Source organism: Duganella sacchari (genome assembly GCF_900143065.1).
Lineage (GTDB): Bacteria > Pseudomonadota > Gammaproteobacteria > Burkholderiales > Burkholderiaceae_D > Rugamonas > Rugamonas sacchari.
Genome location: NZ_FRCX01000012.1, coordinates 93,839 through 119,431 on the forward strand (window position 1 = coordinate 93,839; position 25,593 = coordinate 119,431).

Below are 25,593 nucleotides of genomic sequence, written 5' to 3' on the forward strand. Positions count from 1 at the left end.
ATGAGCTTACGCGAACGCCTGTCGCATGCAGATGACGGCCGTAACAGTGGCTCGCCGGGATTGGCTGCTGCGGCGTATCAGGAACTGAAGAAGTCCATGCATCAAACGATTTTGGATCGCATCGATCTGGAACGCCTCAAGCGGCTGACGCCAGAGCAGTTCAAGCACGAGCTGGCGCTGCTGGTCCAGCGCATCATCGAGGAAGAGCGCATCGTGCTGAATCAGCACGAGCGGCACAATCTGGTGCTGGACATCCAGCACGAGATGCTGGGCTTCGGGCCGCTGGAGCCGTTGCTGTCCGATCCGGGCGTGTCGGACATTCTGGTGAATACGGCCAGCAAAGTCTATGTCGAGCGCGCGGGCAAGCTGGAACTGACGGAGGTTGCTTTCAACGATAACGCCCACCTCATGAAGATCATCGAGAAGATCGTTTCCCGCGTGGGGCGGCGTGTGGATGAATCCAGTCCGATGGTGGATGCGCGCTTGCCGGATGGCTCACGTGTGAACGCCATCATCCCGCCGCTGGCGATCGATGGCCCGATCCTGTCGATCCGGCGTTTTGCCGTCAACCCGCTGAGCATCGCCAATCTGCTGGACTACCGCAGCCTGACGCCACCGATGGTGCAGGTGCTGCAGGCGCTGGGCCAGGCCAAGATCAACATTCTGATTTCCGGCGGCACCGGCTCCGGCAAGACCACCATGCTGAATGTATTGTCGGGCTTTGTGCCCGCGCACGAACGCATCGTGACGATTGAGGATGCGGCCGAGCTCCAGCTGCGCCAGCCGCATGTGGTTCGTCTGGAGACGCGCCCGCCCAATATTGAAGGCAAGGGAGAAGTGAACCAGCGCTCGCTGGTGCGGAATGCGCTGCGGATGCGGCCGGACCGCATCATCCTGGGCGAAGTGCGCGGGCCGGAAGCGCTGGACATGCTGCAGGCGATGAACACCGGTCACGAAGGCTCGCTGGCCACCATACACTCGAACACACCACGCGATGCGTTGACGCGGCTGGAAAACATGGTTGGCATGGCGGGCGTGAACCTGACGCCGCGCGCAACGCGCCAGCAGATCTGTTCTGCGGTGACGGTGGTGATGCAGGTGTCGCGCCTTACTGACGGCACGCGCAAGCTGGTCAGCCTGCAGGAGGTAACGGGCATGGAGGGCGAGGTGATTGCGATGCATGAGATATTCCGCTTCGAGCAGAAAGGTGTGGATGCCCATGGCGCGGTGCAGGGCCGCTTCTATGCGACTGGCGTCCGGCCGCGTTTTGCCGAGCGGCTGCGCATGTTTGGCGTGCCGGTGCCGGATGCGGTATTCGATCCCGACAAAATCTACGAGTGAGCATCATGGATACCGTGTTTGCCATGTTCGCGGTGCTGCTGTTTGCGGCGGTCATCCTGATGGTAGAGGGCGCGTGGCTGTGGTGGTCCGGCGTGCATGGCAGTGCTGCGCGGCGTATCGCCAAACGTCTGCGGCTGATGTCGGCCAGCGGCGATGGTAATGGTGAGCGCGTGGATATCCTGAAACGCCGCGCCTACAGCCGGCAACCTGCCCTGGACAAGCTGCTGCGCCGCGTCGCCAGGCTGGCGCTGCTGGACCGCTTGCTGATGCAGGCGGGTGTGCGCTGGTCGGTGGCGCAGTTTCTTGGCTGTTCGGTGTCGGCCGCCGCCGTGGCGCTCTTGCTGGTGCAGATACTGCAAATGCCATTTGCGCCGGCCGCTGGCGTGCTGGCCCTTTCCGTGAGCCTGCCCTGGCTGGCATTGATGAGGACACGCAGTGCGCGATTGCGCAAGCTCGAGGAGCAGTTGCCGGAAGCCGCAGATTTCCTTGGCCGCGCACTGCGTGCCGGGCACTCCTTCGCCAATGTGATGCAGATGGTAGGCGAGGAGATGCCTGATCCTATCGCTGGTGAATTCAAATTCGCCTATGAGGAAATCAACTATGGCGTGCCAATGAATGAGGCTTTGCACAACCTGGCATTGCGTGTGCCGCTGACGGACTTGCGCTATCTGGTGATCGCGGTGCTGATACAGCGCGAGTCCGGCGGCAATCTGGCGGAAGTGTTCAGCAATATCAGCCGCCTGATACGGGCGCGTTTGAAGCTGCTGTCGCAGGTCAGGGTGATGTCTGCCGAAGGCCGCATGTCTGCCTGGGTATTGGGGCTGCTGCCGGCCGGCGTGATGGCACTGATGGTGTTATCCAATCCGGCCTATGTACGCGTTCTGTGGACAGATCCCCTCGGCGTGCAGCTGGTCTGGTACGCGCTGATCGTCGCTGCTTGCGGCGTGCTGTGGATGCGCAAGCTGATACGCATACGTGTGTGAAGGAGAGCGGCATGGGCGCGACGCAAATTGCATTCCTGGCGGTGGTGTTTGTGGTGGCAGCTGGTATCGCGGTGGCGGCACTGCTGGTGCTTTCTCCGGTGGCGTTGCGCGACCGGTTGAATGACGTGGTGGAGCCGACCGAGTCCGTGCCAGAGCCGCTGGCCGGTGGCTGGGTGGAAAAGGTGGCGCAGGCAGCGCAGCCTTTTTCACGCCTGTCCTTGCCGGAAGAGGGGTGGGAGCGTTCACCTTTGCGGACGCGCTTCATGAACGCCGGATGGCGCAGCGCTTCTGCGCCGTCGCTGTATTTTGCGACGAAGACGCTGCTGTCGCTTGGCCTTCCTGCTATCGCGGCCATGTGCGGCGCGTTTTCAGTCACCGGCGCGCTGTATTTGCTGCTGCTGATCGCAGCGATTGGCTACTACTTGCCCAATGCTGTTTTGTCACACAAGGCCGTAGCGCGTTGCCGCGAGATTTTTGAGACTTTCCCCGATGCGCTGGACCTGCTGACGGTCTGCGTGGAAGCGGGCCTGAGCCTCGAGCGTGCGCTAACCAAGGTGGCGGGTGAAATTCACATCAAAAGCATGGCACTGGCGCAGGAACTGCAATTGGCGCTGATGGAGATGCGGGCCGGCTTCACCAAGGAGCGCGCCTTGCGCAATCTGGCGTTGCGCAGCGGCGTGGAAGATGTCGATACCTTGGTGGCCATGCTGATCCAGTCCGAACGCTTCGGCACCAGCATGGGAGATTCGCTGCGCGTCCATTCCGATAACTTGCGCAGCAAGCGTAGCGTGCTGGCCGAAGAAGCTGCCGCCAAGATCGCGCTCAAGCTGTTGTTCCCGCTGATCTTCTGCATTTTCCCTACGCTGATGCTGGTGCTGATTGGCCCGGCAGGGATACAGATTTACCGGATGATGCAGCTTAATCACTAGGAGCCATGATGAAGAACGCAATCGTCACCGGCGCTGGACTGTTTCTGATGGCCTGCGCTGCCACTCCGCCGCAGGACCATGTCACGCCGCTGGAACAAGCCTGTTTGCGTGATCCGCTCGACGCGTCCAGGTGGGAGTAGCTGGCCACAGCGCTTGCGGCTGAAGGCGAGCCTGAACGTGCACGCGCCATGCATCATCAGGCGTCGTCGTTGCGCCAGCATGATGTGCAACAGGATTACGAGACGCTGAAGTTCGCGCGCACCGAAGTGCGGCAACTCGGTCCCGCGCTGGTGGCGGTGGTATGCACCGACGCCGACACGGTAAGGCTCGAGATCAGCAATGGCAATGGTGTCGCTGGCGCGGCAGCACGCCTGGCCCGTCAGCTCAGGGTGGACGGTTTGCAGACAGTGCATCTGACGAATGTGAAGCCGTTCAATGTGCCGCAAAGCCGTATCGAGTATCAGCATGCGCAGAAGACGATGGCGCTGGTATTGGCGCAGCGCCTGCATCTGCCGCTGTATCAACGCACGGCGGGCAACGCGTACGCCGACATGCGTATCGTGCTTGGTCACGACATCCGCTACCTCAAATAAAAAAACCGTCCGAAAGGAGTGGCCTCCTTTGGGACGGTAAAAACACACCCATGTGTTTACGATAGCCCGGCCACGCAGGCCGGAGCGTTCCTTACTGCCAGCTCACGTTGCCCATGCCGCGTGCGCTGGCGTTACGATTGGCTGGGTTACCAAATACCTTGGCCGAACCCATGCCCGTTAATTTCAGATTGGCGTTAGTCCTGGCGTACACCTGTGCACTACCCAGACCGCTCATGTTGACGTCGATGCTGTCGGCGCGCAACTGCTGCGCATCCAGACTACCAACGCCGCCAAGGCTCGCCTTCAACTGTTTGGTTTGGCCGCTCATTTCGATGTGGCCAGCACCACTCAAGGACAGATCGACGCTGTCGCTGTTGCCGCCGTTGACGGTCATGCCGCCTACGCCGCCAAGGCGTACGTCCATATTCCGATATTGCGCATCGACTTTGACGGAGCCTGCTCCCTCCAGTGCCAGACGCAGATTGTCGCCGTTAAAGCCGCTTACTTCAGTCGCGCCGACGCCGGAGGAAGTCAGCATGCGCAGATTGGGCAGCGTGAGTTCGGCGCGCAGTTCACGCTTGTTACCGAAGTTAAAAGAGTTCATCTTCTGGGTGCCGATGTGCAGTTTGTCGCCGCTCTGTTCGACCACCACTTTTTTCAGTGCTTCCGGTTCGCCATAGATGGTCAGCGTCGCCGTGCTACCTTGCTTCACCTTCAGGCTGATGACGCCATCGAGTTCGATATTGACGGCGCGGGCATCAATGCTGCGGCTCTCGCTGGTAGCGTCGGCAGCCAGCGCGGTGTGCGCGCCGCTGCCCAGTACCGCTGCCAGCATCGCAGCCTTCATCAATTTTTTCATCATGCGCTCCGTCGACGTTGAGTGAATTACAGCGCAGCTTTTTCAGCAGCGGTCAGGCGTTTTGCGGTGACCGTCACGGTCTGCATGGCCGATGCTTCTGCTTTCACTGCGATCACTGGCGTGCTGACTGCGGCGGTGGCGAAGGAAGTAGCGCTGGCGATGACGATAGCTGCTACGAAGATGGCTTCCATGTTTTTTGCGATGTTCATTTTGAGCTCCTTGTGGGTGGTTAGTTCGTTGCGTTGAGTGAACTATAGACAAGGGCTACCCGTCCATCCATGGGGATGTGACGAACTGCAAAAAAAGGGGGGCAGAATGCGTTTTAAGGGTGCGAAGCGGCGCCGCACAGCAGCTGTTCGTTGGCGGCATACAGCTGCGACAGCCAGACGGACACGGTTTTAAAGCGGGCGATTGAGCCGGCGTCCCGATGGCTTAGCAGCCAGATATCGCGCTGGACTTCGACATTGGCGCCAATGCGCTGCAGGCCTTCCTGCGCGCCCATGATGCAGGGCAGGAGCGCCATGCCCACGCCGGCGCGGCAGGCGCGCACCATGGTGCTGAGGCTATTCACGCGCAGGACTTTGCGCGGCTGCGGTTCCATCGCCGCCAGCCATTGCATCTCCGCGGTGTTGGCTAGCGTGTCGTCATAGGCGATCCACGGCTGCGTACCCCAGCAGGCGCGCGGCGTGTCGGCGAACCTGGCGTGTCCATAGACCGCAAAACCCAGGTCGCCCAGCTTGCGCATCACCAGCGCTGCGTCTTCGCTGGGTTTGCCCAGGCGCAGGGCGAAGTCGGCCTCGCGGCGGGTGAAGGAGAGGTTTTGATTTTCCGCCTGCAGCGTCAGTTGCAGGTGAGGGTGCTGCGCGTGCAGGGCAGGGACGTGCTCCAGCAACCAGTAATCGAACAGGAAATCGATGGAGGTGATGTTGACCGCGCCCAGTACCGCATCCGCCTCCTGCGACGAGGCCTGCAACATGCTTTGCACATTCCCATAGACCGCTTCGCCGTGCTCGACAAAGACCTGGCCGGCATCGGTGAGCTGGTAGCCGGTGTTATCGCGGATGAACAAGCGCAGCTTGAGCGCTTTCTCGGCGGCGGCAATGCGGCGGCTGATGGTGGAGGCGTCGACGCCCAGCTGGCGGCCGGTAGCGCTCATGCTGCCGCTGCGGGCCAGCGCGAGAATCAGCGGGATGTCGTTCCAGTCGAAGTCGTTACTCATTGCCATGGTGGGGTCTGCATTTTTGCAAAGTGGCCTTGCAGTGTTGTCTGTTCCGCAAACGTTTGGCGCGGCCTAAGATGCACTTCATCGCCGCTGCAGAACGAAACGACTGTAGCACAACACCAAATGTCTATACATCGCCTATAAGGAAGAAGATCATGAACGCAAGCACCATCACCACCCGCGACGGCGTCGAAATTTACTACAAGGACTGGGGACCACGTGACGGCCAGCCAGTCATTCTGAGCCACGGCTGGCCGCTGAGCTCGGACAGCTGGGAATCGGCAGCCTTCTTCCTGGCCAATAACGGCTTCCGCGTGATTACCCATGACCGCCGTGGTCACGGCCGTTCCAGCCAGCCTTGGGAGGGCAACGATATGGACCACTACGCCGACGACCTGGCGCAGTTGATTGAGGTGCTGGACCTGAAGAACATCATCCTGGCCGGTTTCTCGACTGGCGGCGGCGAAGTGGCACGTTACGTCGGCCGCCACGGCACTAAACGCATCGCCAAACTGGGCTTGATTTCCGCTGTGCCACCGCTGATGCTGAAAACGGCCGATAATCCGGATGGCCTGCCACTCGAGGTGTTTGATGGCATCCGCCAGGGCCAGATCAAGGACCGTGGTCAGCTTTATCTGGATATTGCGTCCGGCCCGTTCTACAACTACAACCGACCAGGCGCCAAGCCATCGCAGGGCATCATCCAGGCCTGGTATGCCCAAGGCATGCAAGGCGGCTTCAAAAACACCTACGATTCGATCAAAGCCTTCTCGGAAACCGACTTCCGCGACGACCTGAAAAAGTTCGACAAGCCGACCCTCATCATCCACGGCGATGATGACCAGATCGTGCCGATCAAGGCCGCCGGCATTGCCTCGGCCAAAATCGTGAAAGGAGCAAAGCTGATCGTCTACCCAGGTGCACCCCACGGCCTGACCGACACGCACAAAGAGAAGTTCAACAACGACTTCCTGGCCTTCGCCAAATCGTAATCGCCAAGGCCGCCTGCGGGCGGCCTTTCTGCGTGCGGGCCTGTGCGGGTGCTACTGTTGAATTATGTGAACAAGTGTGAGATTCTGGACACTGATACTCATCGGCTCCCATCGGGGTTTAAGCATGCCAGCCAGGTCCGCCGTCACCATTTTCTTACTGTTGTGTGCTCTCGCGTTCCATGGCCGTTTGTCGGCCGAGGTGGTGAATGTCTACACCAGCGCGCGCGTGGCACCCTTGCTATCGAACGATGGTCACGGCATGTACGCCGATATGGTTGACTATCTGAACCGACAGAAAATCGGTGACCTGCAATTCAAGCTGATCTATTTGCCACGCAAGCGGCTGCAGCTGCAAGTTGAGAATGGCACTTTGGACGGCATCGTCATCGGCATGATGCCGCACTGGTTTGACGATGTGGCGCAGAAAAAATACCTGTGGACGGCGCCATTTGCGCTGGACCGCTATGTCGTTGTGCTACCCGTCAACCAGCCATACAGCGATACGGTGCCCGGTCCATTGGCGGGCCACACGCTGGGCATGGTGCTCGGCTATAGCTATCCCGATCTGGATGCGTGGATACGCCGGCAGGGACTGATCCGTAACGATGCAGGCAGCGATGAACACAATCTGGAAAAGCTACGCTTGCATCGCGTTGATGGCGTACTGGCGGCGGAATCCATCGTCCGCTGGTATCTCAAACAGCATGCGATGCAGGCGCAGTTTCAGGTCCACGTCCTGCCATCGCAGCCGACCGAGCGGCGCTTTCTGATACCGCATGCGCAAGCTGCCATCTATCACAAGATCGCCCCCGTGCTGCGTAAGCTGAAGGACGATCCCGAGTGGCAGCGCAGCGTTGGCAAATACGAATAAGCCTTAGGCCAGCCGCGCACGGAACAAATCGACCGTGCGCTGCCATGCCAGTTTGGCTGCAGCGGCATCGTAGCGCGGTGTGGTGTCGTTGTTGAAGCCGTGTTCGGTACCGGGATAGACGTGGTACTCGTACTTCACCCCCGCTGCCTGCAAAGCCTTTTCATAAGCCGGCCAGCCGGCGCGGATGCGTTCATCTTTTTCGGCATCGTGTATCAGCAGCTGTGCCTTGATGCGCGCGGCCTCTTCCGCTTTCGGCTGTGCGCCGTAGAAGGGCACGGCCACCAGCAGCTCCGGCAGTTGTGTCGCCAGATAGTTGGCGATGCCGCCGCCGTAGCAGAAGCCAACCACGCCCAGCTTGCCATTGCTCTCAGGCTGCTGGCGCACCCAGTGCGCCGCCGCGATGAAGTCAGCACGCGTCTTGGTCTGATCCAGCTTGCCGAACAAGGTGCGGGCCTGATCCTCGTCGCCGGGGTAGCCGCCCAGGGTGTGCAAGGCATCCGGCGCGAAGGCCAGGAAACCATCCAGCGCCAGACGGCGCGCGATATCTTCTATGTGTGGGTTGAGACCGCGGTTCTCATGCACCACCAGCACCGTCGGCAGCTTGCCCTTGGCGCCAGCCGGCGTCACCAGATAGCCACGCACCGTGCCATTGCCTTGTGGCGAAGGCAGTTCCACATAGCGCGCGTTGACACGTTTGTCATCCGGCGTGATCAGTGGCGCTGCAAAGCTGGGGCTCAGTGCGGAGAGCAGGCGGGCAGCGGTAACGCCGCCTACCGCATAGCGCGTGGCCGAGGACAGAAAGTCGCGGCGGCTGATGCGGCCGTGCACGTACTGGTCGAACAGCTTCATCACTTCCGGGTCAAAATCAGCTGCGGTCTTGCGTGTCATGTTGCGGCCTCCGTGGTTGAGATATTGGACATTGTGGTTTATTGCATGTGCTACCTGGGACATGCCGCGATCAGGCGGATACACAGGCAATCTCAAGTACAGGCTTCATCCAGTCGCATCTATTTTTCAATGGGCTGCAGCGATTGTAGAAGCAAACGGAGGCGTGAATACGCTAATAGTTTTTCATATTGATATGCAGTTTTATATGCACGCGACGGCCTGCGCGTGAGTAAAACAAAAAAGGGTTACAAGCGCATGCTTGTAGCCCTTTTTTAACTACTGCTTTTGGTGCCGACTGCCGGTTTCGAACTGGCCACCTGATGATTACAAATCAACTGCTCTACCAAATGAGCTAAGTCGGCGTAACTTTTACGGTGCGAATTATACGCTATTTAATACGCGTAAGGGTGGGGCGGCCACCCTTTTTAGGGGGATCGGTGTCGTCGCCTGGCGCTTCGGTTTTCGCTTCTGCCGATGCTGGCGCCGACGGTGGCGGCACTGCCGACAGGACCGGCGCTGGCGCGTCTTCCACCGGCGCTGGTGCTGGCGGTGCCGATGGCTGGCCCAGCTGCGGTTCAAACGCCATGCCCTGGCCGTTTTCGTTGGCGTAAATCGCCATCACGTTGTTGACCGGCACGTAGATTTCGCGCGAGACGCCGCCGAAGCGGGCGTGGAAGCGGATGCTGTCGTTGTCCATCTTCAGCCCCGAGGTGGCGCCAAAGCTGATGTTGAGCACGATTTCACCCTTCTTCACATATTCCATCGGCACCGTGGTGGAGGCGTCGACTTTGACGGCGAGGTAGGGCGTGTAGCCGCTGTCCGTGCACCATTCATAAATGGCGCGCAGCAGGTAGGGCTTGGTTGAGATTTCAGACATGGGATTCCAGACTGCGGTAAAACACGGCGCGCCGCCCCCGAAGGCCGGCAAACGCGCCGCAATACTTCAACTAAATCAGCCAGACCGATTAACGGCGCATGACCTTTTCCGACGGCGTCAGTGCTTCGATGTAAGCAGGACGCGAGAAGATGCGCTCGGCATACTTCATCAGCGGCGCGGCGGTTTTCGACAGTTCGATGCCGTAGTGGTCCAGGCGCCACAGCAGCGGTGCCACTGCCACGTCCAGCATCGAGAACTCGTCGCCCAGCATGTACTTGTTCTTCAGGAACAGCGGCGCCAGCGTGGTCAGGCGGTCGCGGATTTCTGCGCGGGCCTTGTCGTGGCTCTTGTCGTTGCCCTTGGCGCGTTCGCTTTCCAGCGTGTGCACGTGGACGAACAGCTCTTTCTCGAAGTTGAACAGCATCAGACGCGCACGGGCGCGCATCAGCGGGTCAGCCGGCATCAGTTGCGGGTGCGGGAAGCGCTCGTCGATGTACTCGTTGATGATGTTCGATTCGTACAGGATCAATTCGCGCTCGACCAGAATCGGCACCTGACCATACGGATTCATGGTCGAGATATCTTCTGGTTTGTTGAACAGGTCGACATCGCGCACTTCAAAGTCCATGCCTTTTTCAAACAGGACCAGGCGGCAGCGTTGCGAAAATGGGCAGGTAGTGCCCGAGTAGAGAACCATCATGTTTATCGTTCCTTAGAAGAACAAAAGGGGGTGGGCCGCGAACGGATCACCCCGGATCGATCGCCCGTCAAGGCGGGCTTCGCAAAACAAGCGCCGGCCAGCCGGCGCTCTCGTCTATTTCACTTCTTTCCAGAACGACGCATTCAAGCGCCATGCCAGAAGAGCAAACACGGTCATAAACAGCACAACCATGGCGCCCAGTTTTTTGCGGGTCTGCGCTGCAGGCTCCGCCATCCATTCCATATAACCGACCAGGTCGGCTACGGCGGTGTCAAATTCCAATTTGCCTAGTTTACCCGGAGTGACCTGCTCAAATCCAGCAAACTGATGGATTGTTTTGCCATGTTCATGCGGATCGGCCACTTCTTCCATCTTCACTTTCTGTACACCTTGCAATTCCCACAACACATGCGGCATTGCCACATTGTTCACGACAAGGTTGTTCCAGCCGGTGGGGCGGGTGTCGTCCTTGTAGAAGGTGCGCAAGTAGGTGTACAGGTAGTCGCTGCCACTGCCGGCGCCAGACGCTTTCGCGCGCTGGATCACCGACAGGTCGGGCGGCACCACGCCGAACCATGCTTTCGCATCGGCCGGTTTCATGGTGGTGGTCATCATTTCGCCGACTTTGTCACCGGTAAACAGCAGATTGGCTTTGATCTGCTCCTCGCTCAAGCCCAGGTCTTTCAGGCGGTTGTAGCGCATGGAGGACGCATTATGACAGTTTAGGCAGTAATTTACGAACAGTTTGGCGCCGTGCTGCAGCGCCGCCATGTTATTGGAGCGGTCCGGAGCCTTGTCCAGGGCCACGCCGCCCTCGTTGGCCAGTGCCAGGCCGGGCAATAATGCCAGAACGGCAAGTGCGCGTTTCGCGAATTTCATGTGTTGTCCTTTTGTGTACTTTATCAATGGCCGTGGTAGACCACGCGGTCCGGAACCTTCTTGAACGTGCCCATGGCGCTCCACCATGGCATGAACAGGAAGAAGCTAAAGTACAGCAGGGTGCACACTTGCGAAACGATGGTACGGCCCTCGGTTGGCGGCAGGGTACCCAGGTAGCCCAACGTCAGGAACGAGATGAAGAACACGGCATACACGTATTTGTGCCAGCTCGGGCGGTAGCGGATCGACTTGACCGGCGATTTATCCAGCCAGGGCAGGAAGGCCAGGATCACCACCGACGAACCGAAGAACACCACGCCCCAGAATTTCGCATCCAGCACCTGCGGCAGCATGCCGATGATGGCCACCAGCGCGACCACGGCAATAATGGTCTTGGTCAGGCTGGCCAGGCGCGATTTGAGCCAGATGAACACCACGTAGGCGGCCACGAAGAACATCAGCACCCACATGAAGTCGGCCGTGGTGGCGCGCAGCACCGAGTAGAACGCGGTGAAGTACCAGGTTGGCGCAATGTGCAGCGGGGTTTTCAGCGAGTCGCCGGGCAGGAAGTTGTTGTACTCCAGGAAGTAGCCGCCCATTTCCGGCGCGAAGAACACCACCGCGCTGAAGATCAGCAGGAACACCGAGACGCCAAACAGGTCATGCACCGTGTAGTAAGGGTGCGAAGGGATGCCGTCGACCGGATGGCCGTCCGCGCCCAGGTTTTCCTTGATCTCGATGCCGTCCGGGTTGCTCGAACCGACTTCGTGCAGCGCGATCAGGTGGGCTGCCACCAGACCCAGCAGTACCAGCGGAATCGCGATCACGTGGAACGCGAAGAAGCGGTTCAGCGTCGCATCGGACACCACGTAGTCACCACGAATCCACAGCGACAGGTCCGGGCCGATCAGCGGAATCGCGCCAAACAGGTTGACGATCACCTGGGCGCCCCAGTACGACATCTGGCCCCACGGCAGCAGGTAGCCGAAGAACGCCTCGGCCATCAGGCACAGGAAGATGGCAAAGCCGAACAGCCAGATCAGTTCACGTGGCTTGCGGTACGAGCCGTACAGCAGGCCGCGCGTCATGTGCAGGTAGATGATGATGAAGAACGACGAGGCGCCGGTCGAGTGCATATAGCGCACCAGCCAGCCCCACGGCACTTCGCGCATGATGTATTCGACCGAACCGAAGGCCAGGGTGGCATCCGGTTTGTAGTGCATGGTCAGGAAAATGCCGGTCACGATCTGCAGCACCAGCACCAGCATGGCCAGCGAGCCGAAGATGTACCAGAAATTGAAGTTTTTCGGGGCATAGTACTTGCCCCATTGATCATTCCACAGCTTGGTGAGCGGGAAACGGTCGTCGACCCAGCCCAGAGCTTTTTGTGCGGCCGGTGCGTCGGCCGGGAATTTGGTCTCCTTGAATGCCCCCATCTTATGCCTCGCCTTTCTCGTCTTTACCGATGACCAGCTTGGTGTCGCTCAAAAACATGTAACGCGGTACCTGCAGGTTGTCCGGCGCGGGTTTGTTCTTAAATACACGGCCAGCCATGTCGAAAGTCGAGCCATGGCAAGGGCAGAGGAAGCCACCTTCCCAGTCATCCGGCAGCGAAGGCTGCGGGCCGGGGGTGAACTTGGACGAGGGCGAGCAGCCCAGGTGGGTACAGATGCCGACCGCCACCATGAGCTCGGGCTTGCGCGAGCGCCATTCATTGCGGGCGTATTCGGGAGTAAATTCGTCGGGATTGCGTTTCGATTCGGCGTCAGCAACTTTGCCGTCGGTTTTTTTCAGCGACGCCACCATTTCCGGCGTGCGTTTGATGATCCAGACCGGTTTGCCGCGCCATTCCACGGTTTTCATTTCACCGGGATTGAGTGTGGAAATATCCACTTCCACGGGGGCGCCGGCCGCTTTGGCGCGTTCCGACGGCTGGAAGGTACTGACTAATGCTCCTGCGGTGGACAGACCTACGACACCACCTGCGGCGCCCGTGGCGACCAGCAATCCGCGGCGGCCTGAATCGACCTGCTTTTCGTTACTCATACAAACCCCAATCAGTCAAAGTGCGAACAAAATCTTGAGAACTGTGTACAAAACTGAAAACTGAAAACTTGGTGCAGCACGAAATCCAGCAAACATACATTATAAAGTATGCATGATGCAACTCTACACACCAACGTTGCTCTTTCCCCAAGTTTCAAACAGTTAATACACTGCCCCGTTGCGATGATATGAGGTTGGGCCATGAGCAGAAATTGATGTAGGTCAATTTATAGCGTAATTCGGCTTGCAAATGCGTAAACAGCAAGCGTGTTTGGAATCCAATTGAAAAAATAGTATGATCCAAGCGCAGTTTTGTTCACAATTGACCACACAGCGAGGATAAAAAAATGGCAATGATGCAGGAATTCAAAGAATTCGCGATGAAGGGGAATGTGGTCGATCTGGCGGTCGGTGTGATCATCGGCGGCGCCTTCGGCAAGATTGTCGATTCGCTGGTGGCCGACATCATCATGCCGCCGATCGGCAAGCTGTTTGGCGGCCTGGACTTTGCGAACTACTACATTCCCTTGAATGGCCAGGCCGCGAGCCTGAGCCTGGCAGAAGCCAAGAAACTGGGCGCGGTCTTCGCGTACGGCAATTTCGCCACCATCCTGCTCAACTTCGTCATCCTGGCGTTTGTGATCTTCCAGATGGTGCGTTTGATGAACAAGGCGCGCACGCTGGGTCACAAGCAGGACGAGGCGGCCGCTGCCGCTGCGCCACCGCCGCCGACCCCGGAAGATATCGTGCTGCTGCGTGAAATCCGCGATTCCCTGAAAAACAAATAACTTCAAGCCGCTCCACCGGGGCGGCAGGCTGGACTTGCGATGCGACGACTCTGGTTATTGTTTGCGCAAACGGTGACCGTCGTATTGGCACTGTATTTCGTTTATATGGCGGTTGGCCGCGAGCGGCCGGCGCCCGTGCGCGTGCAGCAAATGGGCAACACCGACCATCCAGCGGCGATGCTGGAGGCCGGACCGGCCAAGCCGCCGGTGTCGGCGGTGGGCTCGTACCGCGCGGCGGCGGCGCGCGCCATGCCGGCCGTGGTCAATATCATCACCAGCAAGAAACCCAAGCGCGGCAAGCATCCGCTGCTGCGCGATCCCTTCTTTAAAAAATTCTTCGGCGACCGCGACGAGGACTCGGATGACGAGTCCAGCCTGGGTTCGGGCGTGATCGTGTCCGGCCAGGGCTACATCCTGACCAACAACCACGTGGTCGAGGCAGCCGATGAAATCGAGGTGGTGCTGGCTGATGGCCGCAAGGCTGCTGCCAAGCTGGTGGGTACCGATCCGGAGACCGACCTCGCCGTCATCAAGATCACCCTGGACAAGCTGCCGGTGATCGTGCTGGGGCAGGCCGAGCAGGCGCAGGTCGGCGACGTGGTGCTGGCCATCGGCAACCCGTTTGGCGTGGGCCAGACAGTGACCATGGGCATCATCTCCGCGCTGGGCCGCAACAACCTGCACATCAACCATTTCGAGAATTTCATCCAGACCGATGCCGCCATCAACTTCGGCAATTCGGGCGGGGCGCTAGTGGATGCCAACGGCAACCTGCTGGGCATCAACTCGGCGATTTATTCGCAGACCGGCGGTTCGGTCGGCATCGGCTTTGCGATCCCCGTATCGACCGCCAAGAACGTGATGGAAGCCATCATCAAGACCGGCCATGTGGTACGTGGCTGGATCGGCGTCGAGACGCAGGAGATTACGCCCGAGCTGGCCGCCAGCTTTGGCCTGACGCGCCAGAACGGCGCCATCATTGCCGGCGTGGTGCGCAACGGCCCGGCGGACAAGGGCGGCATGAAGCCGGGCGACATCCTGCTGTCGGTGGACGACAAGCCGGTGGCCGACACCAACAGCATGCTCAACCTCATCGCCCAACTCGCGCCGGGCGGAAAAGCTAAAATGACGGTCCTGCGGAAAAACCGCGAAACCACGCTGGACATCACGGTCGGCAAGCGCCCGGCCAATGCGAAATAAGGACACCATGCATCTGCGAGACCTGACCCAATACCTGCGCGAGCTGGCGGACAACAACAACCGTCCCTGGTTCATCATGAACAAGCCGCGCTACGACATCCTGCGCGAAGAATTCCTGCAAGTGGTGACCGAGATGATTGCCGAGCTGGGCAAATTTGATCCCCAGGTCAAGTTCAGCAATCCCAAGAAAGCCATGTTCCGCATCAACCGCGACGTGCGCTTTGCGCATGACAAGCGGCCGTACAAGACGCGCTTCTCGGCGGCGGTGGCGCCCAACGACATGCGCCGCCCAAGCAAGGCCGGCGGGCCGACCTACTACATGCACATCGAAGGCGATGGCAAGCTGCTGTTTGGCGCCGGCGAATACATGCCGCCGCCGCACCGCCTGAAAGCGCTGCGCCGGCATATGGTCGACGACGCGGCCGGTTTCCGCAAAGTCCTGAAAAACAAAAAGCTGGTGGCCACGTTTGGCGACATCCAGAACGAAGGCAAGCTGCAGCGTCCGCCGAAAGGCTTCGACCCCGAGCATGAGCACATCGAATACATCAAGCTCAAAAGCTTCTTCGTGTGGACCGAGATTGACCTGCCGCTGAACCAACCAGAAAAACTGGTACCCATACTGGCAGCCGGCTTGAAAGACGCCTACCCGCTGGTCACCTGGATGCGCGAAGCCAAGTCCGACGAGGAAGAGGAATAATAAGTTCGGGGTCAGTGCCGACATTCGGACATTTCGCTAGCGAAATGTCCGAATGTCGGCACTGACCCCGAACTTACTCACCGCGGGGATCGCGGGAGAGCAGGCGGGTGACCATCGCTTGTGGCTGGTCGCCATCGAATAGCACGCCAGCGACGGCGTTGGTGATCGGCATGTCGACGCCACGGCGCACGGCCAGTTCGCGTACGGCTTTGGCGCACGGTACGCCTTCGGCGACGTGGCCCAGCTCCTGCACGATCTGATCCAGCGGCTTGCCTTGCGCCAGCCCCAGGCCGACGCGGCGGTTGCGCGAGAGGTCGCCGGTGCAGGTCAGGATCAGGTCGCCCATGCCGGTCAGGCCCATGAAGGTTTCGGTCTGGCCGCCCAAGGCCACGCCCAGACGGGTGATTTCGGCCAGTCCACGCGTAATCAGTGCGGCGCGGGCGTTCAGGCCCAGGCCCAGGCCGTCCGCGGCGCCGGTGGCGATTGCCAGCACATTCTTTACTGCACCGCCCACTTCCACGCCGACCAGGTCTTCGCTCGAGTAGACGCGCACGTTGCCGCCATGGGCGGTCTCGACCACGCAGGCGCGCAGCGCGGCGGAGTCGGAGGCGATCGTCAGCGCACACGGCAGGCCTTTGGCCACTTCCTGCGCAAACGAGGGACCGGACAGGGCGCCGCCCGCCACCGTGTCGCCCAGCACTTCGCGCACGATCTGGTGCGGCAGCAGGCCGGTGTCGTATTCGAAGCCTTTGCACAGCCACACCACGTTGGGAATCGGCCGGCCTTTGAGTTGCTGCAGCAGCGGGCGCAAGCCGGCCACCGGGCTGGCGGCAATCAGCAGGCTGCCGGGCTCGGCCACGTGGGTCAGCGCCGCGTCAAAGTCGCTGGCCACTTGCAAGCGGTCCGGGAAGGCATAGCCGGGCAGATATGCGGCATTCACGCGCGCGCGACCCATTTCCTGCAGCGCTGCCGCATTGCGGCCCCACAGCAGGACGTCGTGACGCTGTGCCAGCGCCATGGCTACGGCGGTGCCCCAGGCGCCTGCGCCAAGCACGCTTACCTTGCGGACGGCGTCCGCCTGTTTAGTCTTCTCTTGCATGGGATCTCATTCGGCGCGTGGGAAGGCGCCGCTACGGCAATTATATGCCCCAGATTTCGGAACTCTTGACGAAACCGGTCAGGCCGTCGCGATGGCGTACCTTGATCCAGCCGCTCGCCACCGATTCCACCAGTTCCAGCAGCACGCCTTTGTCGGCGGTGAATGCAGCATTGGCAGCGTCATCCGGCGTGGCGCGGACTTTCAGATTGGGCGTCTTGACGATGAGGGTGCGCTTGGCGCTCAGGCCCTTGGCCTCGGTCCAGGCCAGTTCGCCGTTGACGTCACGGACTTTGAGCCATTCGCCATAGGCCACCACCACTTCCAGCGGGGCGCCGCGCGGCACAACAAACAGTTTGGCCCCTTTGGTCGATGGCGCGTCGTACAGGATGACGGGTGCTGCGCCTACCGATTTGAAGTCGTATGCCTGGCTGCCGGCAGCGGCCAGCGTCATGGTCAGAGCAGCGATCAAACGGGGAAAAGTCATGGCTTACCTTGAGAGGGGGAAAACTACCGCCGGACGAGCGCCCGGCGGCGTATGCTGCAACAGCTTAGTGGGTCGCGTCAGCGGCTGGGGCAGCAGCGGCTGCTTCAGCGATCGCTTGTTGACGCTGCTGGTAGAACACTTCGAAGTTGATCTCGGCCAGGTGCACTGGCGGGAAGCCGGCACGGGTGATCACGTCGGCGATGTTCGCACGCAGGTATGGGTAGACGATGTTCGGGCAGCCGATACCCAGCAGTGGGTCCAGTTGTTCTGCAGGAATGTTGCGGGCTTCGAAGATGCCAGCTTGCTTGCCTTCTACCAGGAACGCCACTTTGTCTTTGACTTTGGCGGTCACGGTGATGGTGACGGTCGATTCGAAGATGCCATCGGCCAGCGGCTCAGCGCCAACGTCCAGGGCTACTTCGATGGTCGGGGCTTCCTGTTCCAGGAAGATCGCCGGCGAATTAGGTTGCTCCAGCGACAGGTCTTTCAGGTAGACGCGTTGGATTTGGAATACTGGTTGCAGATTTTCTTCAGACATGGAACGCTTTCGTTATAGTGAAAACGAGCGGCTTTATCAAAATAAGGCCACTCCGGATGATGTTTGCTTGGTATGGCCAGAAGACAGCTCAAATCAAACGCGAGGGCAATTGTATCAAAACCGATAAGGTTTTAAAGGCTTTCCACCCGGCGCTCGTTGTATTTGAGGACCATTAGCCATTTAACAAGGGCGACAGGCCGCCCGCTTGATCCAGCGCATACAAATCGTCAAAACCGCCGACATGGGTGTCGCCGATATAGATTTGCGGCACGGTGCGGCGGCCGGTCTTTTGCATCATTGTCATGCGTTGTTCCGGGTCCAGGTCGACGCGGATTTTTTTCAGGGCTGTCACGCCCTTGGATTCCAGCAGGCGTTCGGCGCGGATGCAGTAGGGGCACACTGCGGTGGTATACATGATCACTTCGGCAGTCATGATGCTTCCTCCCAGTTATTTAGCCAGCGGCAGGCCGGCTTTTTGCCATGCGGCAATGCCACCTTCCAGGTTGACCACGTCAGCAAAACCGGCTTTGGCCAGCTTGCCTGCTGCGGCCGAGGCGCGTGCGCCGCTCTTGCAGACCACGATCACGGCACGGCTTTTGAACTTCTCCAGCTCGCTGATGCGCTTGTCGAGGTCGGCCAGCGGGATATTCTTGGCTTCCGGCAAGTGGCCTTCAGCGAATTCCTTGGCATCGCGTACATCCAAGATGGTGGCTTTACCGCGATTAATCAACATCGTCACGTCTTGCGGGCTGCCGCGTTTGCCGCGTTGGGTCAGCGCTGGCCACAGCAGGGCGCCGCCCGAAACCAGCACGATGGCGATGAGGAAAATATTGTCAATGAAGAATTTCACAGGAATCCAATGGTTGAACTTAATCCGCGCATTATAAAATAGAAGCTGTATGAGCATTCAAAGCACCGGTTTTCCAACTTTTCCTGAAAAGATAGTCCACATGTACAAAATCGTTTTCATGCGCCATGGCGAATCCACCTGGAACCTGTCGAACCGCTTCACCGGCTGGACCGACGTTGACCTGACCGAAAAAGGCATCAATGAGGCCAGGCAGGCCGGCAAGCTGCTCAAGGACGGCGGCTTTACCTTTGATCTGGCGTACACCTCGGTGCTCAAGCGTGCCGTACGGACCCTGTGGCTGGCGCTGGACGAAATGGATGCGATGTATCTGCCAATCAAGAACGACTGGCGCCTCAATGAGCGTCACTACGGCGCCCTGCAAGGCCTGGACAAGGGCGAAACCGCGGCCAAGTACGGCGACGAGCAAGTGCTGGTCTGGCGCCGCAGCTACGATACCCCGCCGCCAGCGCTGGAAGCGACTGACGACCGCGCCTCGTTCAACGATCCGCGCTACGCCGGCCTGAGCAAAGAGCAGATTCCGCTGACCGAATGCCTGAAAGACACCGTAGCGCGCGTGGTGCCGGTGTGGGACGAGGAAATCGCCCCGGCCATCAAGGCGGGCAAGAAAATCATCATTTCGGCCCACGGCAACAGCCTGCGCGCGCTGATCAAGATGCTGGACGGCATCAGCGACAGCGACATCGTTGGCCTCAACATTCCTAACGGCACCCCGCTGGTCTACGAGCTGGACGAAAACCTCAAGCCTATCCGTCACTACTACCTCGGTGACGCCGATGCCATCGCCGCTGCGCAGGCAGCTGTCGCCAACCAGGGCAAGGCCAAGTAATTTGTTTTCTTCTTACCCTCGTGGAAGCACAGCAGCAGCCTTGCTGCTGATGCTGTCGATCGGCGCCCATGCGGCGCCGTTCGGCAAGATGACCGAGCGCAGCAAGCAGAAGGCTGCCGCCGAGGCTGAACGCGCCGGTGTGCAGCAGAAGCTTAGTGTGCTCAAAAAGGACATCAGCAAGACCGAATCCGCCAAGGACGATGCGGCCGACACGCTGGCCGAGTCGGAGCAGGCGATTTCGGACGCCAACCGCGCGCTGCGCGACCTGCAGCAGGAGCAGGGCGATACCAATACCAAGCTGCAACAGCTGTCGGGCGAGCACGACCGGCTGGCGGCCACGGTCGCCCGGCAGCAGCAGCAGCTGGCCAAGCTGCTGCGCGAGCAGTACGTGGCGGGCAATGAAGACCGCATCAAATTGCTGTTGTCCGGCGACAATCCCAACCGCATCAACCGCGATTTGCAGATGCTGGCTTACGTCTCGCAGGCGCAGGCGCGTCTGCTGGAGTCGCTGCGTAGCAACCTGAAGGCCGTCGAGGTGAACCAGGAAGCCGCGCAGAACGCCAAGGACGAGCTGGAAGAGATCGCCGAAGAACAGTTGCAGCAGAAAGCCAAGCTGGAGCAGGAAAAAGGTCGCCGCGCGGCCCTGCTGTCCACCTTGTCGAAGAAACTGGTGGCCCAGCGCAAGGAAGCGGGCAACCTCGAACGTGACGAGCAGCGCATGACGGGCCTGGTCGACAAGCTGGGCAAGCTGATCGCCGAACAGGCCGCAGCGGCCGCAGCCGAGAAAAAACGCCAGGAACAGGTCGCGGCCGCCAAAGCCGCCAAGGCCAAGGCGGTTGCCGAGGCGCGCGCGCTGGCGAAAGCCAGGGCGGCGGAGGCGGAACGCCAGCGTCTGGCCAACAAGGCCAACAACAGCAAGTCCGGCACCATCAAGCCAGCCGTGCCGAATCCGGCGGACGCGATCGACGCCGACGAACCGAAAGTGGCGGCGATCAAGCCGGCACCGGCACCGCGCGAAGAGGAGACACCGCCGCCGGCCAAAGCCGCCGATATCGCACTGGCGCCGGCCGCCCCGGCGGGCGCTTTCGCCAGCATGAAAGGCCAGCTGCGCTCGCCCGTGGCAGGCAAGGTGGCCGCCAAATTCGGCTCGCGCCGCGGCGATGGTCCGAGCTGGAAAGGGGTCTTTATCCGCGCCAGCGAAGGCGCCGATGTGCACGTGGTCGCCGGGGGGCGGGTGGTGTTTGCCGACTGGCTGCGCGGCTTCGGCAACCTGATCATCATCGATCACGGCGGCCAGTACATGAGTATTTACGGCAATAACCAGTCGCTGCTCAAACGGGCCGGCGACATCGTCAAGGCCGGCGACTCCATCGCCAGCGCAGGTAATAGCGGTGGCAACGAGGAATCGGGGCTATACTTTGAACTTCGCCATCAGGGCGCGGCATTCGATCCGGCTGGCTGGGTCAAGTTTTAGGATTTGCGGAAAAAATGGGCAACAAAGTCAAGAGCATCGGCCTGATCGGCCTCGGTATGGTGGCTGGTGTTGCCGCCTCTTTCCAGTTTTCCGCGATTGCGCAAAAAGTCACCGGCGCCCCATTGCCGCTGGAAGAACTGCGCCAGCTGTCCGACGTGTTTGGCCTGATCAAGACCGACTACGTGGAAAACGTCGACGACAAGAAGCTGCTCACCGAAGCCATTTCCGGCATGGTGTCCTCGCTGGACCCGCATTCGGTCTACCTCGACAAGAAGGCGTTCCGCGAAATGCGCGAGACCGTGGCCGGCAAATTCGTCGGCATCGGCGTGGAAGTGGGCCTGGAAGACGGCTACATCCGGGTCGTCTCGCCGATTGAGGATACGCCCGCATTCAAGGCCGGCATCAAGGCGGGCGACCTGATTACCCGCATCGACGGCACGCTCATCAAAGGCATGTCGCTGGATGAATCGGTCAAGAAGATGCGCGGCGAGCCGCGTTCCAAAGTCAGCGTCACCATCAGCCGCAAGGACGAAGACAAGCCGCTGGTGTTCAACATCGTGCGCGAAGAAATCCGCGTGCAGAGCGTCAAGGCCAAGATCGTGGAGCCGGGCTATGCGTGGGTACGCATATCGCAGTTCCAGGAACCGACCGTGGACGACATGGCCAAGAAAATCACCGCCCTGTATCACCAGGACCCCAACATCAAAGGCCTGGTGCTGGACCTGCGCAACGATCCGGGCGGCGTGGTGCCGGGCGCGATCGGCGTTTCGGCGGCCTTCCTGCCGAAGGACTCTGTCATCGTCTCGACCAACGGCCAGCTGCCGACCTCCAAGGAGACGTTCTACGGCCGCCAGGAATTCTACGCGCCGCGCGCCAAGGTTGATCCCTTGTCCAAGCTGCCGGCCGGCCTGAAAGATGTGCCGATGGTGGTGCTGGTGAACGCCGGCTCCGCGTCGGCGTCGGAAATCGTCGCTGGCGCGCTGCAGGACTACAAGCGCGCCACCATCATGGGCACGCAGACCTTCGGCAAGGGCTCGGTGCAGACGCTGCGCCAGCTGACCGCCGATACCGCCGTCAAACTGACCACCGCGCGTTATTACACGCCGAAGAACCGCGCCATTCAAGCGCGCGGCATCACGCCGGACCTGCTGGTGGACGAAACCGAAGGTGGCGATGGCCTGGAGCGTCTGCGCGTGCGCGAAGCGGATCTGCAAAAACACCTGGGCAACGACAAGGACCCGGAAGGCGACGCCAAACGCGATCTGCTGGAAGACGAGCAGCGCCTGGCCGCAGCGGCGAAGAAAACCAAACCGGTGGAATTCGGCTCCCGGGACGACTTCCAGCTGGCGCAGGCGATCAACCACTTCAAGGGCCTGCCGGTCAAACTGTCGACGGCGGACGCCAAGCCTGCCAGCGACATTGGCGAAACCAGGCCGGATACCAAGCCAGATACCAAGCCAGATACCCAGCCGCTGCCCAAACCCAAGACCAAATAAACCCATGCGCGCCAACGCCGCATAGAGACGATGAACGACTCACAATTGCTGCGCTACTCGCGCCACATCCTGCTTGACGAAATTGGCATCGAAGGCCAGCAGAAGCTGCTGGCCGCCCACGCGCTGGTGATCGGCGCCGGCGGCCTGGGTTCGCCGGCCGCCATGTACCTGGCCTCGGCCGGTGTCGGCCACATCACGCTGGTCGACAACGACACGGTCGACCTGACCAACCTGCAGCGCCAGATCGCCCATACCACCGGCCGCGTGGGCCAGTCCAAGGCCGAATCGGCGCGCCTCACGCTACAGCAGATCAATCCCGACATCGCCGTCACCGCGCTCAATGAACGTGTGGACGACGCCCGCCTGCATGCACTGGTGGCGCAAGCGGACGTGGTACTGGACTGCACCGACAACTTCGCCACCCGCCATGCGGTGAACCGCGCCTGCGTGGCCGCGCATAAACCGCTGGTATCGGGCGCCGTGATCCGCTTTGATGGCCAGATCAGCGTATTTGATCCCCGCAGCGGCGCACAACCTTGCTATTCTTGCTTGTTCCCGCAGGATCAGAAATTTGAAGATGTAGCCTGCTCCACCATGGGCGTGTTTGCGCCGCTGGTGGGCGTGGTGGGCGCTATGCAGGCGGCCGAAGCGCTCAAGCTGCTGATGGGCGTGGGCGGTTCGCTGGCCGGGCGCCTGATGATGTTGGATGGTTTGCATATGGAATGGACGAGTATTGGCGTGGGCCGCAATGGCGATTGCCCGGTCTGCGCCGCCAAAACTAACTAATGGGAGAATCACTTTGCTGACGAAACGTCTCGCTGTACTGCCGCTGACCCTGGCCCTGACTGCCGCCTTTGGCGCGCAAGCCGCCACCACCACCAAATACCTGATCATCTCGGAAAACGCCAACAAGCAGATCGGCCAGCAGGTGGTCGAGCATCTGGATGATGGCCTGACCAAGGTCGCCTTCATCTACAAGGACAACGGCCGCGGTCCGGAACTGGCGGAGCAATTCCGCCTGGGCGCGGACGGCACCATGACCGAATACTCGGTCAAAGGCAATTCGACCTTTGGCGCGGTGGTAGACGAGCAGTTCTCGCGCAAGGGCGACAAGGCGCAGTGGAAATCGACGTCGGAGCAGGGCGAAAAAACCGTCAGCGGCCCGGCCGCCTATCTGCCGCTGAACAGCTCTTTCGAAGTGGCCTCGGTAGCCATCTCCGCACTGGCCAAGGCGCCAGACGGCAAACTGCCGCTGCTGCCATCGGGCACGCTGTCGCAGCGCGTGCTCGATAGCGTGGAAGTCACCAGCGCCACAGGTCAGAAGCAGAGTGTGAATCTGGTCGCGCAAACCGGCGTCGGCCTGTCGCCAGCGTTCTACTGGACCACCACCGGCGACAAGCCACGCCTGTTCGGCATCGTGATTCCGGGCTTTGGCAATATGCTGGAAGAAGGCTGGCAAGCGGCCGCGCCGCTGCTGGCCAAGCACCAGAAGGCTGCCGAAAGCCAGATGCTGACCGATATCGCCGCCAAGCTGCAGCATCCGCTGACCGGCCTGACCGTGGTGCGCAATGCGCGCATCTTCGACAGCGAAAAAGCCACCGTCGGCCAGCCCTCCGATATCTATGTGCTGCGTGGCCGCATCACCGCCGTGCTGCCTGCCGGTTCGCCGGTGCGCGACGCCGACAACACCATCGACGCCGCCAACCGCATCGTGCTGCCTGGCCTGTTCGACCTGCACGGCCACGTGGACCGCTGGTCCGGTACGCTGAATATGTCGGCCGGCGTCACCAGCGTGCGCGATATGGGCAACGACAACAAGCAGCTGCAAGCCATGCTGGACGAAACGGCGGCGGGCAAATTGATGGCGCCGCAGGTGGTGCCGGCCGGCTTCCTGGAAGGCGAGAGCCCGTACAGCGCCAACAACGGCTTTGTCATCAAGGACCTGAAAGGCGCCAAGGATGCCATCGACTGGTATGCGGAACGCGGTTATCCGCAGCTGAAGATTTATAACTCCTTCCCGAAAGCCATCCTGAAGGAAACGGTGGCCTATGCCCACAGCCGCGGCATGCGCGTGTCCGGCCACATCCCGGCCGGCCTGCGCGCGCAGGAAGCGCTGGACGCGGGCTACGACGAGATCCAGCACATCAACCAGGTGTTGCTGAACTTCCTGGTCAAGCCGGATACGGAAACCCGTAACCTCAACCGCTTTGTGCTGCCGGCCGAAAAAGTGGCGGACATGGACTTCAATTCCAAGCCGGTCAAGGACTTCGTCGCCTACCTGGCCAAGAAGCAGATTTCGATTGATCCGACCATGTCCACCTTTGCCTTCCTCAAGCAGAAGGACGGCGATGTGAACGAGCCTTACGCGGCGTTCGCGTCGCACATGCCGCCGGACGTGGCGCGCGGCTTCAAGGTCGCCACCATGAAGATCGAGGGTGACGCGCAGCTCAAGCGCTATGAGAAGTCCTACGCCAAGATGGTGGAATTCGTCGGCATCATGTACAAGGCTGGCGTGCCTATCGTCGCCGGGACGGACGATATCCCGGGCTTCACCCTGCATTCCGAGCTGGGGATGCTGGTCAAGGCCGGCCTGACGCCGGCGCAGGCGCTGCAGGTGGCGACCCGCAACGGCGCCCGCTACACGCGCACCACCAATGACCGTGGCAGCATCGCACCGGGTAAACTGGCCGACCTGGTGCTGGTGGACGGCGATCCGACCAAAAACATCGAGGATGTGCGCAAGGTGTCGGCGGTGGTGACCCGTGGCTATGTGATCTACCCGCAGGAGATCGACGCAGCGCTGGGCATCGCGCCATTCGTCGGCGATGCACCGAAAGTGGCGAAAAATTCGGCAGCGGTGGCCGAAGTTTACGGCGGCAGTAACGAGGGCGCCCTGAACCGCATTGAAACCAGCGCCCGCAAACGCGATTAAGGCGTAAG

Annotated in this window: 29 protein-coding genes and 1 tRNA gene; 15 read left to right on the top strand and 15 right to left on the bottom strand. The window is 60.6% G+C overall.

The annotated features are described in order from the left end of the window. Genes BUA36_RS23580 through BUA36_RS23595 form a run of 5 tightly spaced genes read left to right on the top strand, consistent with a single transcriptional unit; the run spans nt 1 to nt 3,846 of the window. Entirely contained in the window at nt 1–1,341 is a 1,341-nt protein-coding gene (locus BUA36_RS23580; RefSeq protein ID WP_072788078.1) for a TadA family conjugal transfer-associated ATPase, read from the top strand. A 5-nt stretch (nt 1,342–1,346) separates the two neighbouring features. Beyond that, the gene (locus BUA36_RS23585) at nt 1,347–2,324 is read left to right on the top strand and encodes a type II secretion system F family protein (RefSeq protein ID WP_072788244.1); all 978 of its coding nucleotides are present in this window, start codon (nt 1,347–1,349) and stop codon (nt 2,322–2,324) included. An 11-nt stretch (nt 2,325–2,335) separates the two neighbouring features. After that, the gene (locus BUA36_RS23590; RefSeq protein WP_072788080.1) at nt 2,336–3,253 is read left to right on the top strand and encodes a type II secretion system F family protein; all 918 of its coding nucleotides are present in this window, start codon (nt 2,336–2,338) and stop codon (nt 3,251–3,253) included. A 5-nt stretch (nt 3,254–3,258) separates the two neighbouring features. Beyond that, nucleotides 3,259–3,393 (top strand): hypothetical protein, encoded by a 135-nt coding sequence (locus BUA36_RS31475; protein WP_267875119.1) that lies wholly within the window; start codon nt 3,259–3,261, stop codon nt 3,391–3,393. Between the two features lie 48 nt (nt 3,394–3,441). Continuing rightward, nucleotides 3,442–3,846 carry a LytR C-terminal domain-containing protein gene (locus BUA36_RS23595; protein WP_072788083.1) on the top strand — a complete coding sequence of 135 codons (405 nt, stop codon included), beginning with the start codon at nt 3,442–3,444 and terminating at the stop codon, nt 3,844–3,846. Nucleotides 3,847–3,937: 91 nt separating this feature from the next. Here the strand turns inward: BUA36_RS23595 and BUA36_RS23600 are convergent, their stop codons facing one another. The 3 genes from BUA36_RS23600 to BUA36_RS23610 all read right to left on the bottom strand — a co-directional run bounded on the left by BUA36_RS23600 (nt 3,938) and on the right by BUA36_RS23610 (nt 5,930). After that, nucleotides 3,938–4,708, bottom strand: a complete 771-nt coding sequence (locus BUA36_RS23600) for a head GIN domain-containing protein (RefSeq protein ID WP_229255793.1) — start codon at nt 4,706–4,708, stop codon at nt 3,938–3,940. Between the two features lie 23 nt (nt 4,709–4,731). Further along, a complete protein-coding gene (locus BUA36_RS23605) occupies nt 4,732–4,914 on the bottom strand; it encodes a hypothetical protein (protein ID WP_072788088.1) in 183 nt (60 codons plus the stop codon). A 113-nt stretch (nt 4,915–5,027) separates the two neighbouring features. Continuing rightward, nucleotides 5,028–5,930, bottom strand: a complete 903-nt coding sequence (locus tag BUA36_RS23610) for a LysR family transcriptional regulator (protein WP_072788091.1) — start codon at nt 5,928–5,930, stop codon at nt 5,028–5,030. Between the two features lie 152 nt (nt 5,931–6,082). Between BUA36_RS23610 and BUA36_RS23615 the strand changes: the two genes are divergently transcribed. Continuing rightward, nucleotides 6,083–6,919: an alpha/beta fold hydrolase gene (locus BUA36_RS23615; RefSeq protein ID WP_072788093.1), complete on the top strand. Its 837-nt coding sequence runs from the start codon at nt 6,083–6,085 to the stop codon at nt 6,917–6,919. Between the two features lie 124 nt (nt 6,920–7,043). Next, entirely contained in the window at nt 7,044–7,790 is a 747-nt protein-coding gene (locus BUA36_RS23620) for a substrate-binding periplasmic protein (RefSeq protein ID WP_084560314.1), read from the top strand. A gap of 3 nt (nt 7,791–7,793) precedes the next feature. Here the strand turns inward: BUA36_RS23620 and BUA36_RS23625 are convergent, their stop codons facing one another. The 7 genes from BUA36_RS23625 to petA all read right to left on the bottom strand — a co-directional run bounded on the left by BUA36_RS23625 (nt 7,794) and on the right by petA (nt 13,180). Next, nucleotides 7,794–8,678, bottom strand: a complete 885-nt coding sequence (locus BUA36_RS23625) for a dienelactone hydrolase family protein (protein ID WP_072788096.1) — start codon at nt 8,676–8,678, stop codon at nt 7,794–7,796. A 286-nt stretch (nt 8,679–8,964) separates the two neighbouring features. Continuing rightward, nucleotides 8,965–9,040: transfer RNA gene (locus tag BUA36_RS23630), tRNA-Thr, on the bottom strand. 26 nt (nt 9,041–9,066) lie between these two features. Continuing rightward, entirely contained in the window at nt 9,067–9,555 is a 489-nt protein-coding gene (locus BUA36_RS23635; protein ID WP_072788098.1) for a ClpXP protease specificity-enhancing factor, read from the bottom strand. 88 nt (nt 9,556–9,643) lie between these two features. Then, entirely contained in the window at nt 9,644–10,255 is a 612-nt protein-coding gene (locus BUA36_RS23640) for a glutathione S-transferase N-terminal domain-containing protein (RefSeq protein ID WP_072788101.1), read from the bottom strand. A gap of 114 nt (nt 10,256–10,369) precedes the next feature. Then, nucleotides 10,370–11,134, bottom strand: coding sequence for a cytochrome c1 (locus BUA36_RS23645; RefSeq protein ID WP_072788103.1), 765 nt, complete (start codon nt 11,132–11,134; stop codon nt 10,370–10,372). A gap of 23 nt (nt 11,135–11,157) precedes the next feature. Beyond that, complete coding sequence (locus tag BUA36_RS23650; protein ID WP_072788105.1) at nt 11,158–12,570, bottom strand: cytochrome b; 1,413 nt, start codon at nt 12,568–12,570, stop codon at nt 11,158–11,160. Nucleotide 12,571: 1 nt separating this feature from the next. Beyond that, a complete protein-coding gene (gene petA / locus BUA36_RS23655) occupies nt 12,572–13,180 on the bottom strand; it encodes a ubiquinol-cytochrome c reductase iron-sulfur subunit (protein WP_072788107.1) in 609 nt (202 codons plus the stop codon). Between the two features lie 347 nt (nt 13,181–13,527). Between petA and mscL the strand changes: the two genes are divergently transcribed. The 3 genes from mscL to BUA36_RS23670 are packed head-to-tail and all read left to right on the top strand — an operon-like array spanning nt 13,528 to nt 15,865. Then, nucleotides 13,528–13,968: a large conductance mechanosensitive channel protein MscL gene (gene mscL, locus BUA36_RS23660; protein ID WP_072788109.1), complete on the top strand. Its 441-nt coding sequence runs from the start codon at nt 13,528–13,530 to the stop codon at nt 13,966–13,968. A gap of 39 nt (nt 13,969–14,007) precedes the next feature. Then, the gene (locus tag BUA36_RS23665) at nt 14,008–15,168 is read left to right on the top strand and encodes a Do family serine endopeptidase (RefSeq protein ID WP_072788111.1); all 1,161 of its coding nucleotides are present in this window, start codon (nt 14,008–14,010) and stop codon (nt 15,166–15,168) included. 7 nt (nt 15,169–15,175) lie between these two features. Beyond that, complete coding sequence (locus tag BUA36_RS23670) at nt 15,176–15,865, top strand: DUF2461 domain-containing protein (protein WP_072788113.1); 690 nt, start codon at nt 15,176–15,178, stop codon at nt 15,863–15,865. 73 nt (nt 15,866–15,938) lie between these two features. Here the strand turns inward: BUA36_RS23670 and BUA36_RS23675 are convergent, their stop codons facing one another. The 5 genes from BUA36_RS23675 to BUA36_RS23695 form a co-directional block, all read right to left on the bottom strand. After that, nucleotides 15,939–16,964 (bottom strand): NAD(P)H-dependent glycerol-3-phosphate dehydrogenase, encoded by a 1,026-nt coding sequence (locus BUA36_RS23675; protein WP_072788114.1) that lies wholly within the window; start codon nt 16,962–16,964, stop codon nt 15,939–15,941. Nucleotides 16,965–17,004: 40 nt separating this feature from the next. Continuing rightward, the gene (locus BUA36_RS23680; RefSeq protein ID WP_072788115.1) at nt 17,005–17,448 is read right to left on the bottom strand and encodes an SH3 domain-containing protein; all 444 of its coding nucleotides are present in this window, start codon (nt 17,446–17,448) and stop codon (nt 17,005–17,007) included. Between the two features lie 64 nt (nt 17,449–17,512). Further along, nucleotides 17,513–17,986 (bottom strand): protein-export chaperone SecB, encoded by a 474-nt coding sequence (gene secB / locus BUA36_RS23685; RefSeq protein WP_072788116.1) that lies wholly within the window; start codon nt 17,984–17,986, stop codon nt 17,513–17,515. A gap of 172 nt (nt 17,987–18,158) precedes the next feature. Further along, on the bottom strand, nt 18,159–18,419 hold the full coding sequence (gene grxC, locus BUA36_RS23690; RefSeq protein WP_072788117.1) for a glutaredoxin 3: 261 nt from the start codon (nt 18,417–18,419) through the stop codon (nt 18,159–18,161). Between the two features lie 15 nt (nt 18,420–18,434). Beyond that, a complete protein-coding gene (locus BUA36_RS23695) occupies nt 18,435–18,836 on the bottom strand; it encodes a rhodanese-like domain-containing protein (RefSeq protein WP_072788248.1) in 402 nt (133 codons plus the stop codon). A 100-nt stretch (nt 18,837–18,936) separates the two neighbouring features. Here BUA36_RS23695 and gpmA point away from each other — a divergent pair, with 100 nt between their 5' ends. The 5 genes from gpmA to BUA36_RS23720 are packed head-to-tail and all read left to right on the top strand — an operon-like array spanning nt 18,937 to nt 25,585. Next, on the top strand, nt 18,937–19,683 hold the full coding sequence (gene gpmA, locus BUA36_RS23700) for a 2,3-diphosphoglycerate-dependent phosphoglycerate mutase (RefSeq protein ID WP_072788118.1): 747 nt from the start codon (nt 18,937–18,939) through the stop codon (nt 19,681–19,683). Between the two features lie 49 nt (nt 19,684–19,732). Beyond that, nucleotides 19,733–21,157, top strand: a complete 1,425-nt coding sequence (locus BUA36_RS23705) for a murein hydrolase activator EnvC family protein (RefSeq protein WP_072788251.1) — start codon at nt 19,733–19,735, stop codon at nt 21,155–21,157. 14 nt (nt 21,158–21,171) lie between these two features. Then, nucleotides 21,172–22,653, top strand: coding sequence for a S41 family peptidase (locus tag BUA36_RS23710; RefSeq protein ID WP_072788119.1), 1,482 nt, complete (start codon nt 21,172–21,174; stop codon nt 22,651–22,653). Between the two features lie 30 nt (nt 22,654–22,683). Next, on the top strand, nt 22,684–23,439 hold the full coding sequence (locus tag BUA36_RS23715) for a HesA/MoeB/ThiF family protein (RefSeq protein WP_072788120.1): 756 nt from the start codon (nt 22,684–22,686) through the stop codon (nt 23,437–23,439). Nucleotides 23,440–23,452: 13 nt separating this feature from the next. Beyond that, on the top strand, nt 23,453–25,585 hold the full coding sequence (locus BUA36_RS23720) for an amidohydrolase family protein (protein WP_229255794.1): 2,133 nt from the start codon (nt 23,453–23,455) through the stop codon (nt 25,583–25,585). Nucleotides 25,586–25,593: the final 8 nt, after the last annotated feature.

Excerpts from the sequence above, each read along its gene's own strand:
- BUA36_RS23675 (WP_072788114.1), bottom strand. The coding sequence starts at position 16,964 with ATGCAAGAGAAGACTAAACAGGCGGACGCCGTCCGCAAGGTAAGCGTG.
- BUA36_RS23645 (WP_072788103.1), bottom strand. The coding sequence starts at position 11,134 with ATGAAATTCGCGAAACGCGCACTTGCCGTTCTGGCATTATTGCCCGGC.
- BUA36_RS23665 (WP_072788111.1), top strand. The coding sequence starts at position 14,008 with ATGCGACGACTCTGGTTATTGTTTGCGCAAACGGTGACCGTCGTATTG.
- gpmA (WP_072788118.1), top strand. The coding sequence starts at position 18,937 with ATGTACAAAATCGTTTTCATGCGCCATGGCGAATCCACCTGGAACCTG.
- BUA36_RS31475 (WP_267875119.1), top strand. The coding sequence starts at position 3,259 with ATGATGAAGAACGCAATCGTCACCGGCGCTGGACTGTTTCTGATGGCC.
- BUA36_RS23670 (WP_072788113.1), top strand. The coding sequence starts at position 15,176 with ATGCATCTGCGAGACCTGACCCAATACCTGCGCGAGCTGGCGGACAAC.
- petA (WP_072788107.1), bottom strand. The coding sequence starts at position 13,180 with ATGAGTAACGAAAAGCAGGTCGATTCAGGCCGCCGCGGATTGCTGGTC.
- BUA36_RS23650 (WP_072788105.1), bottom strand. The coding sequence starts at position 12,570 with ATGGGGGCATTCAAGGAGACCAAATTCCCGGCCGACGCACCGGCCGCA.
- BUA36_RS23615 (WP_072788093.1), top strand. The coding sequence starts at position 6,083 with ATGAACGCAAGCACCATCACCACCCGCGACGGCGTCGAAATTTACTAC.
- BUA36_RS23680 (WP_072788115.1), bottom strand. The coding sequence starts at position 17,448 with ATGACTTTTCCCCGTTTGATCGCTGCTCTGACCATGACGCTGGCCGCT.
- grxC (WP_072788117.1), bottom strand. The coding sequence starts at position 18,419 with ATGACTGCCGAAGTGATCATGTATACCACCGCAGTGTGCCCCTACTGC.
- BUA36_RS23640 (WP_072788101.1), bottom strand. The coding sequence starts at position 10,255 with ATGATGGTTCTCTACTCGGGCACTACCTGCCCATTTTCGCAACGCTGC.
- BUA36_RS23610 (WP_072788091.1), bottom strand. The coding sequence starts at position 5,930 with ATGGCAATGAGTAACGACTTCGACTGGAACGACATCCCGCTGATTCTC.
- BUA36_RS23605 (WP_072788088.1), bottom strand. The coding sequence starts at position 4,914 with ATGAACATCGCAAAAAACATGGAAGCCATCTTCGTAGCAGCTATCGTC.
- BUA36_RS23710 (WP_072788119.1), top strand. The coding sequence starts at position 21,172 with ATGGGCAACAAAGTCAAGAGCATCGGCCTGATCGGCCTCGGTATGGTG.
- BUA36_RS23595 (WP_072788083.1), top strand. The coding sequence starts at position 3,442 with ATGCATCATCAGGCGTCGTCGTTGCGCCAGCATGATGTGCAACAGGAT.
- BUA36_RS23590 (WP_072788080.1), top strand. The coding sequence starts at position 2,336 with ATGGGCGCGACGCAAATTGCATTCCTGGCGGTGGTGTTTGTGGTGGCA.
- BUA36_RS23625 (WP_072788096.1), bottom strand. The coding sequence starts at position 8,678 with ATGACACGCAAGACCGCAGCTGATTTTGACCCGGAAGTGATGAAGCTG.
- BUA36_RS23620 (WP_084560314.1), top strand. The coding sequence starts at position 7,044 with ATGCCAGCCAGGTCCGCCGTCACCATTTTCTTACTGTTGTGTGCTCTC.
- BUA36_RS23715 (WP_072788120.1), top strand. The coding sequence starts at position 22,684 with ATGAACGACTCACAATTGCTGCGCTACTCGCGCCACATCCTGCTTGAC.
- BUA36_RS23585 (WP_072788244.1), top strand. The coding sequence starts at position 1,347 with ATGGATACCGTGTTTGCCATGTTCGCGGTGCTGCTGTTTGCGGCGGTC.
- mscL (WP_072788109.1), top strand. The coding sequence starts at position 13,528 with ATGGCAATGATGCAGGAATTCAAAGAATTCGCGATGAAGGGGAATGTG.
- BUA36_RS23705 (WP_072788251.1), top strand. The coding sequence starts at position 19,733 with ATGCTGTCGATCGGCGCCCATGCGGCGCCGTTCGGCAAGATGACCGAG.
- BUA36_RS23635 (WP_072788098.1), bottom strand. The coding sequence starts at position 9,555 with ATGTCTGAAATCTCAACCAAGCCCTACCTGCTGCGCGCCATTTATGAA.
- BUA36_RS23580 (WP_072788078.1), top strand. The coding sequence starts at position 1 with ATGAGCTTACGCGAACGCCTGTCGCATGCAGATGACGGCCGTAACAGT.
- secB (WP_072788116.1), bottom strand. The coding sequence starts at position 17,986 with ATGTCTGAAGAAAATCTGCAACCAGTATTCCAAATCCAACGCGTCTAC.
- BUA36_RS23600 (WP_229255793.1), bottom strand. The coding sequence starts at position 4,708 with ATGATGAAAAAATTGATGAAGGCTGCGATGCTGGCAGCGGTACTGGGC.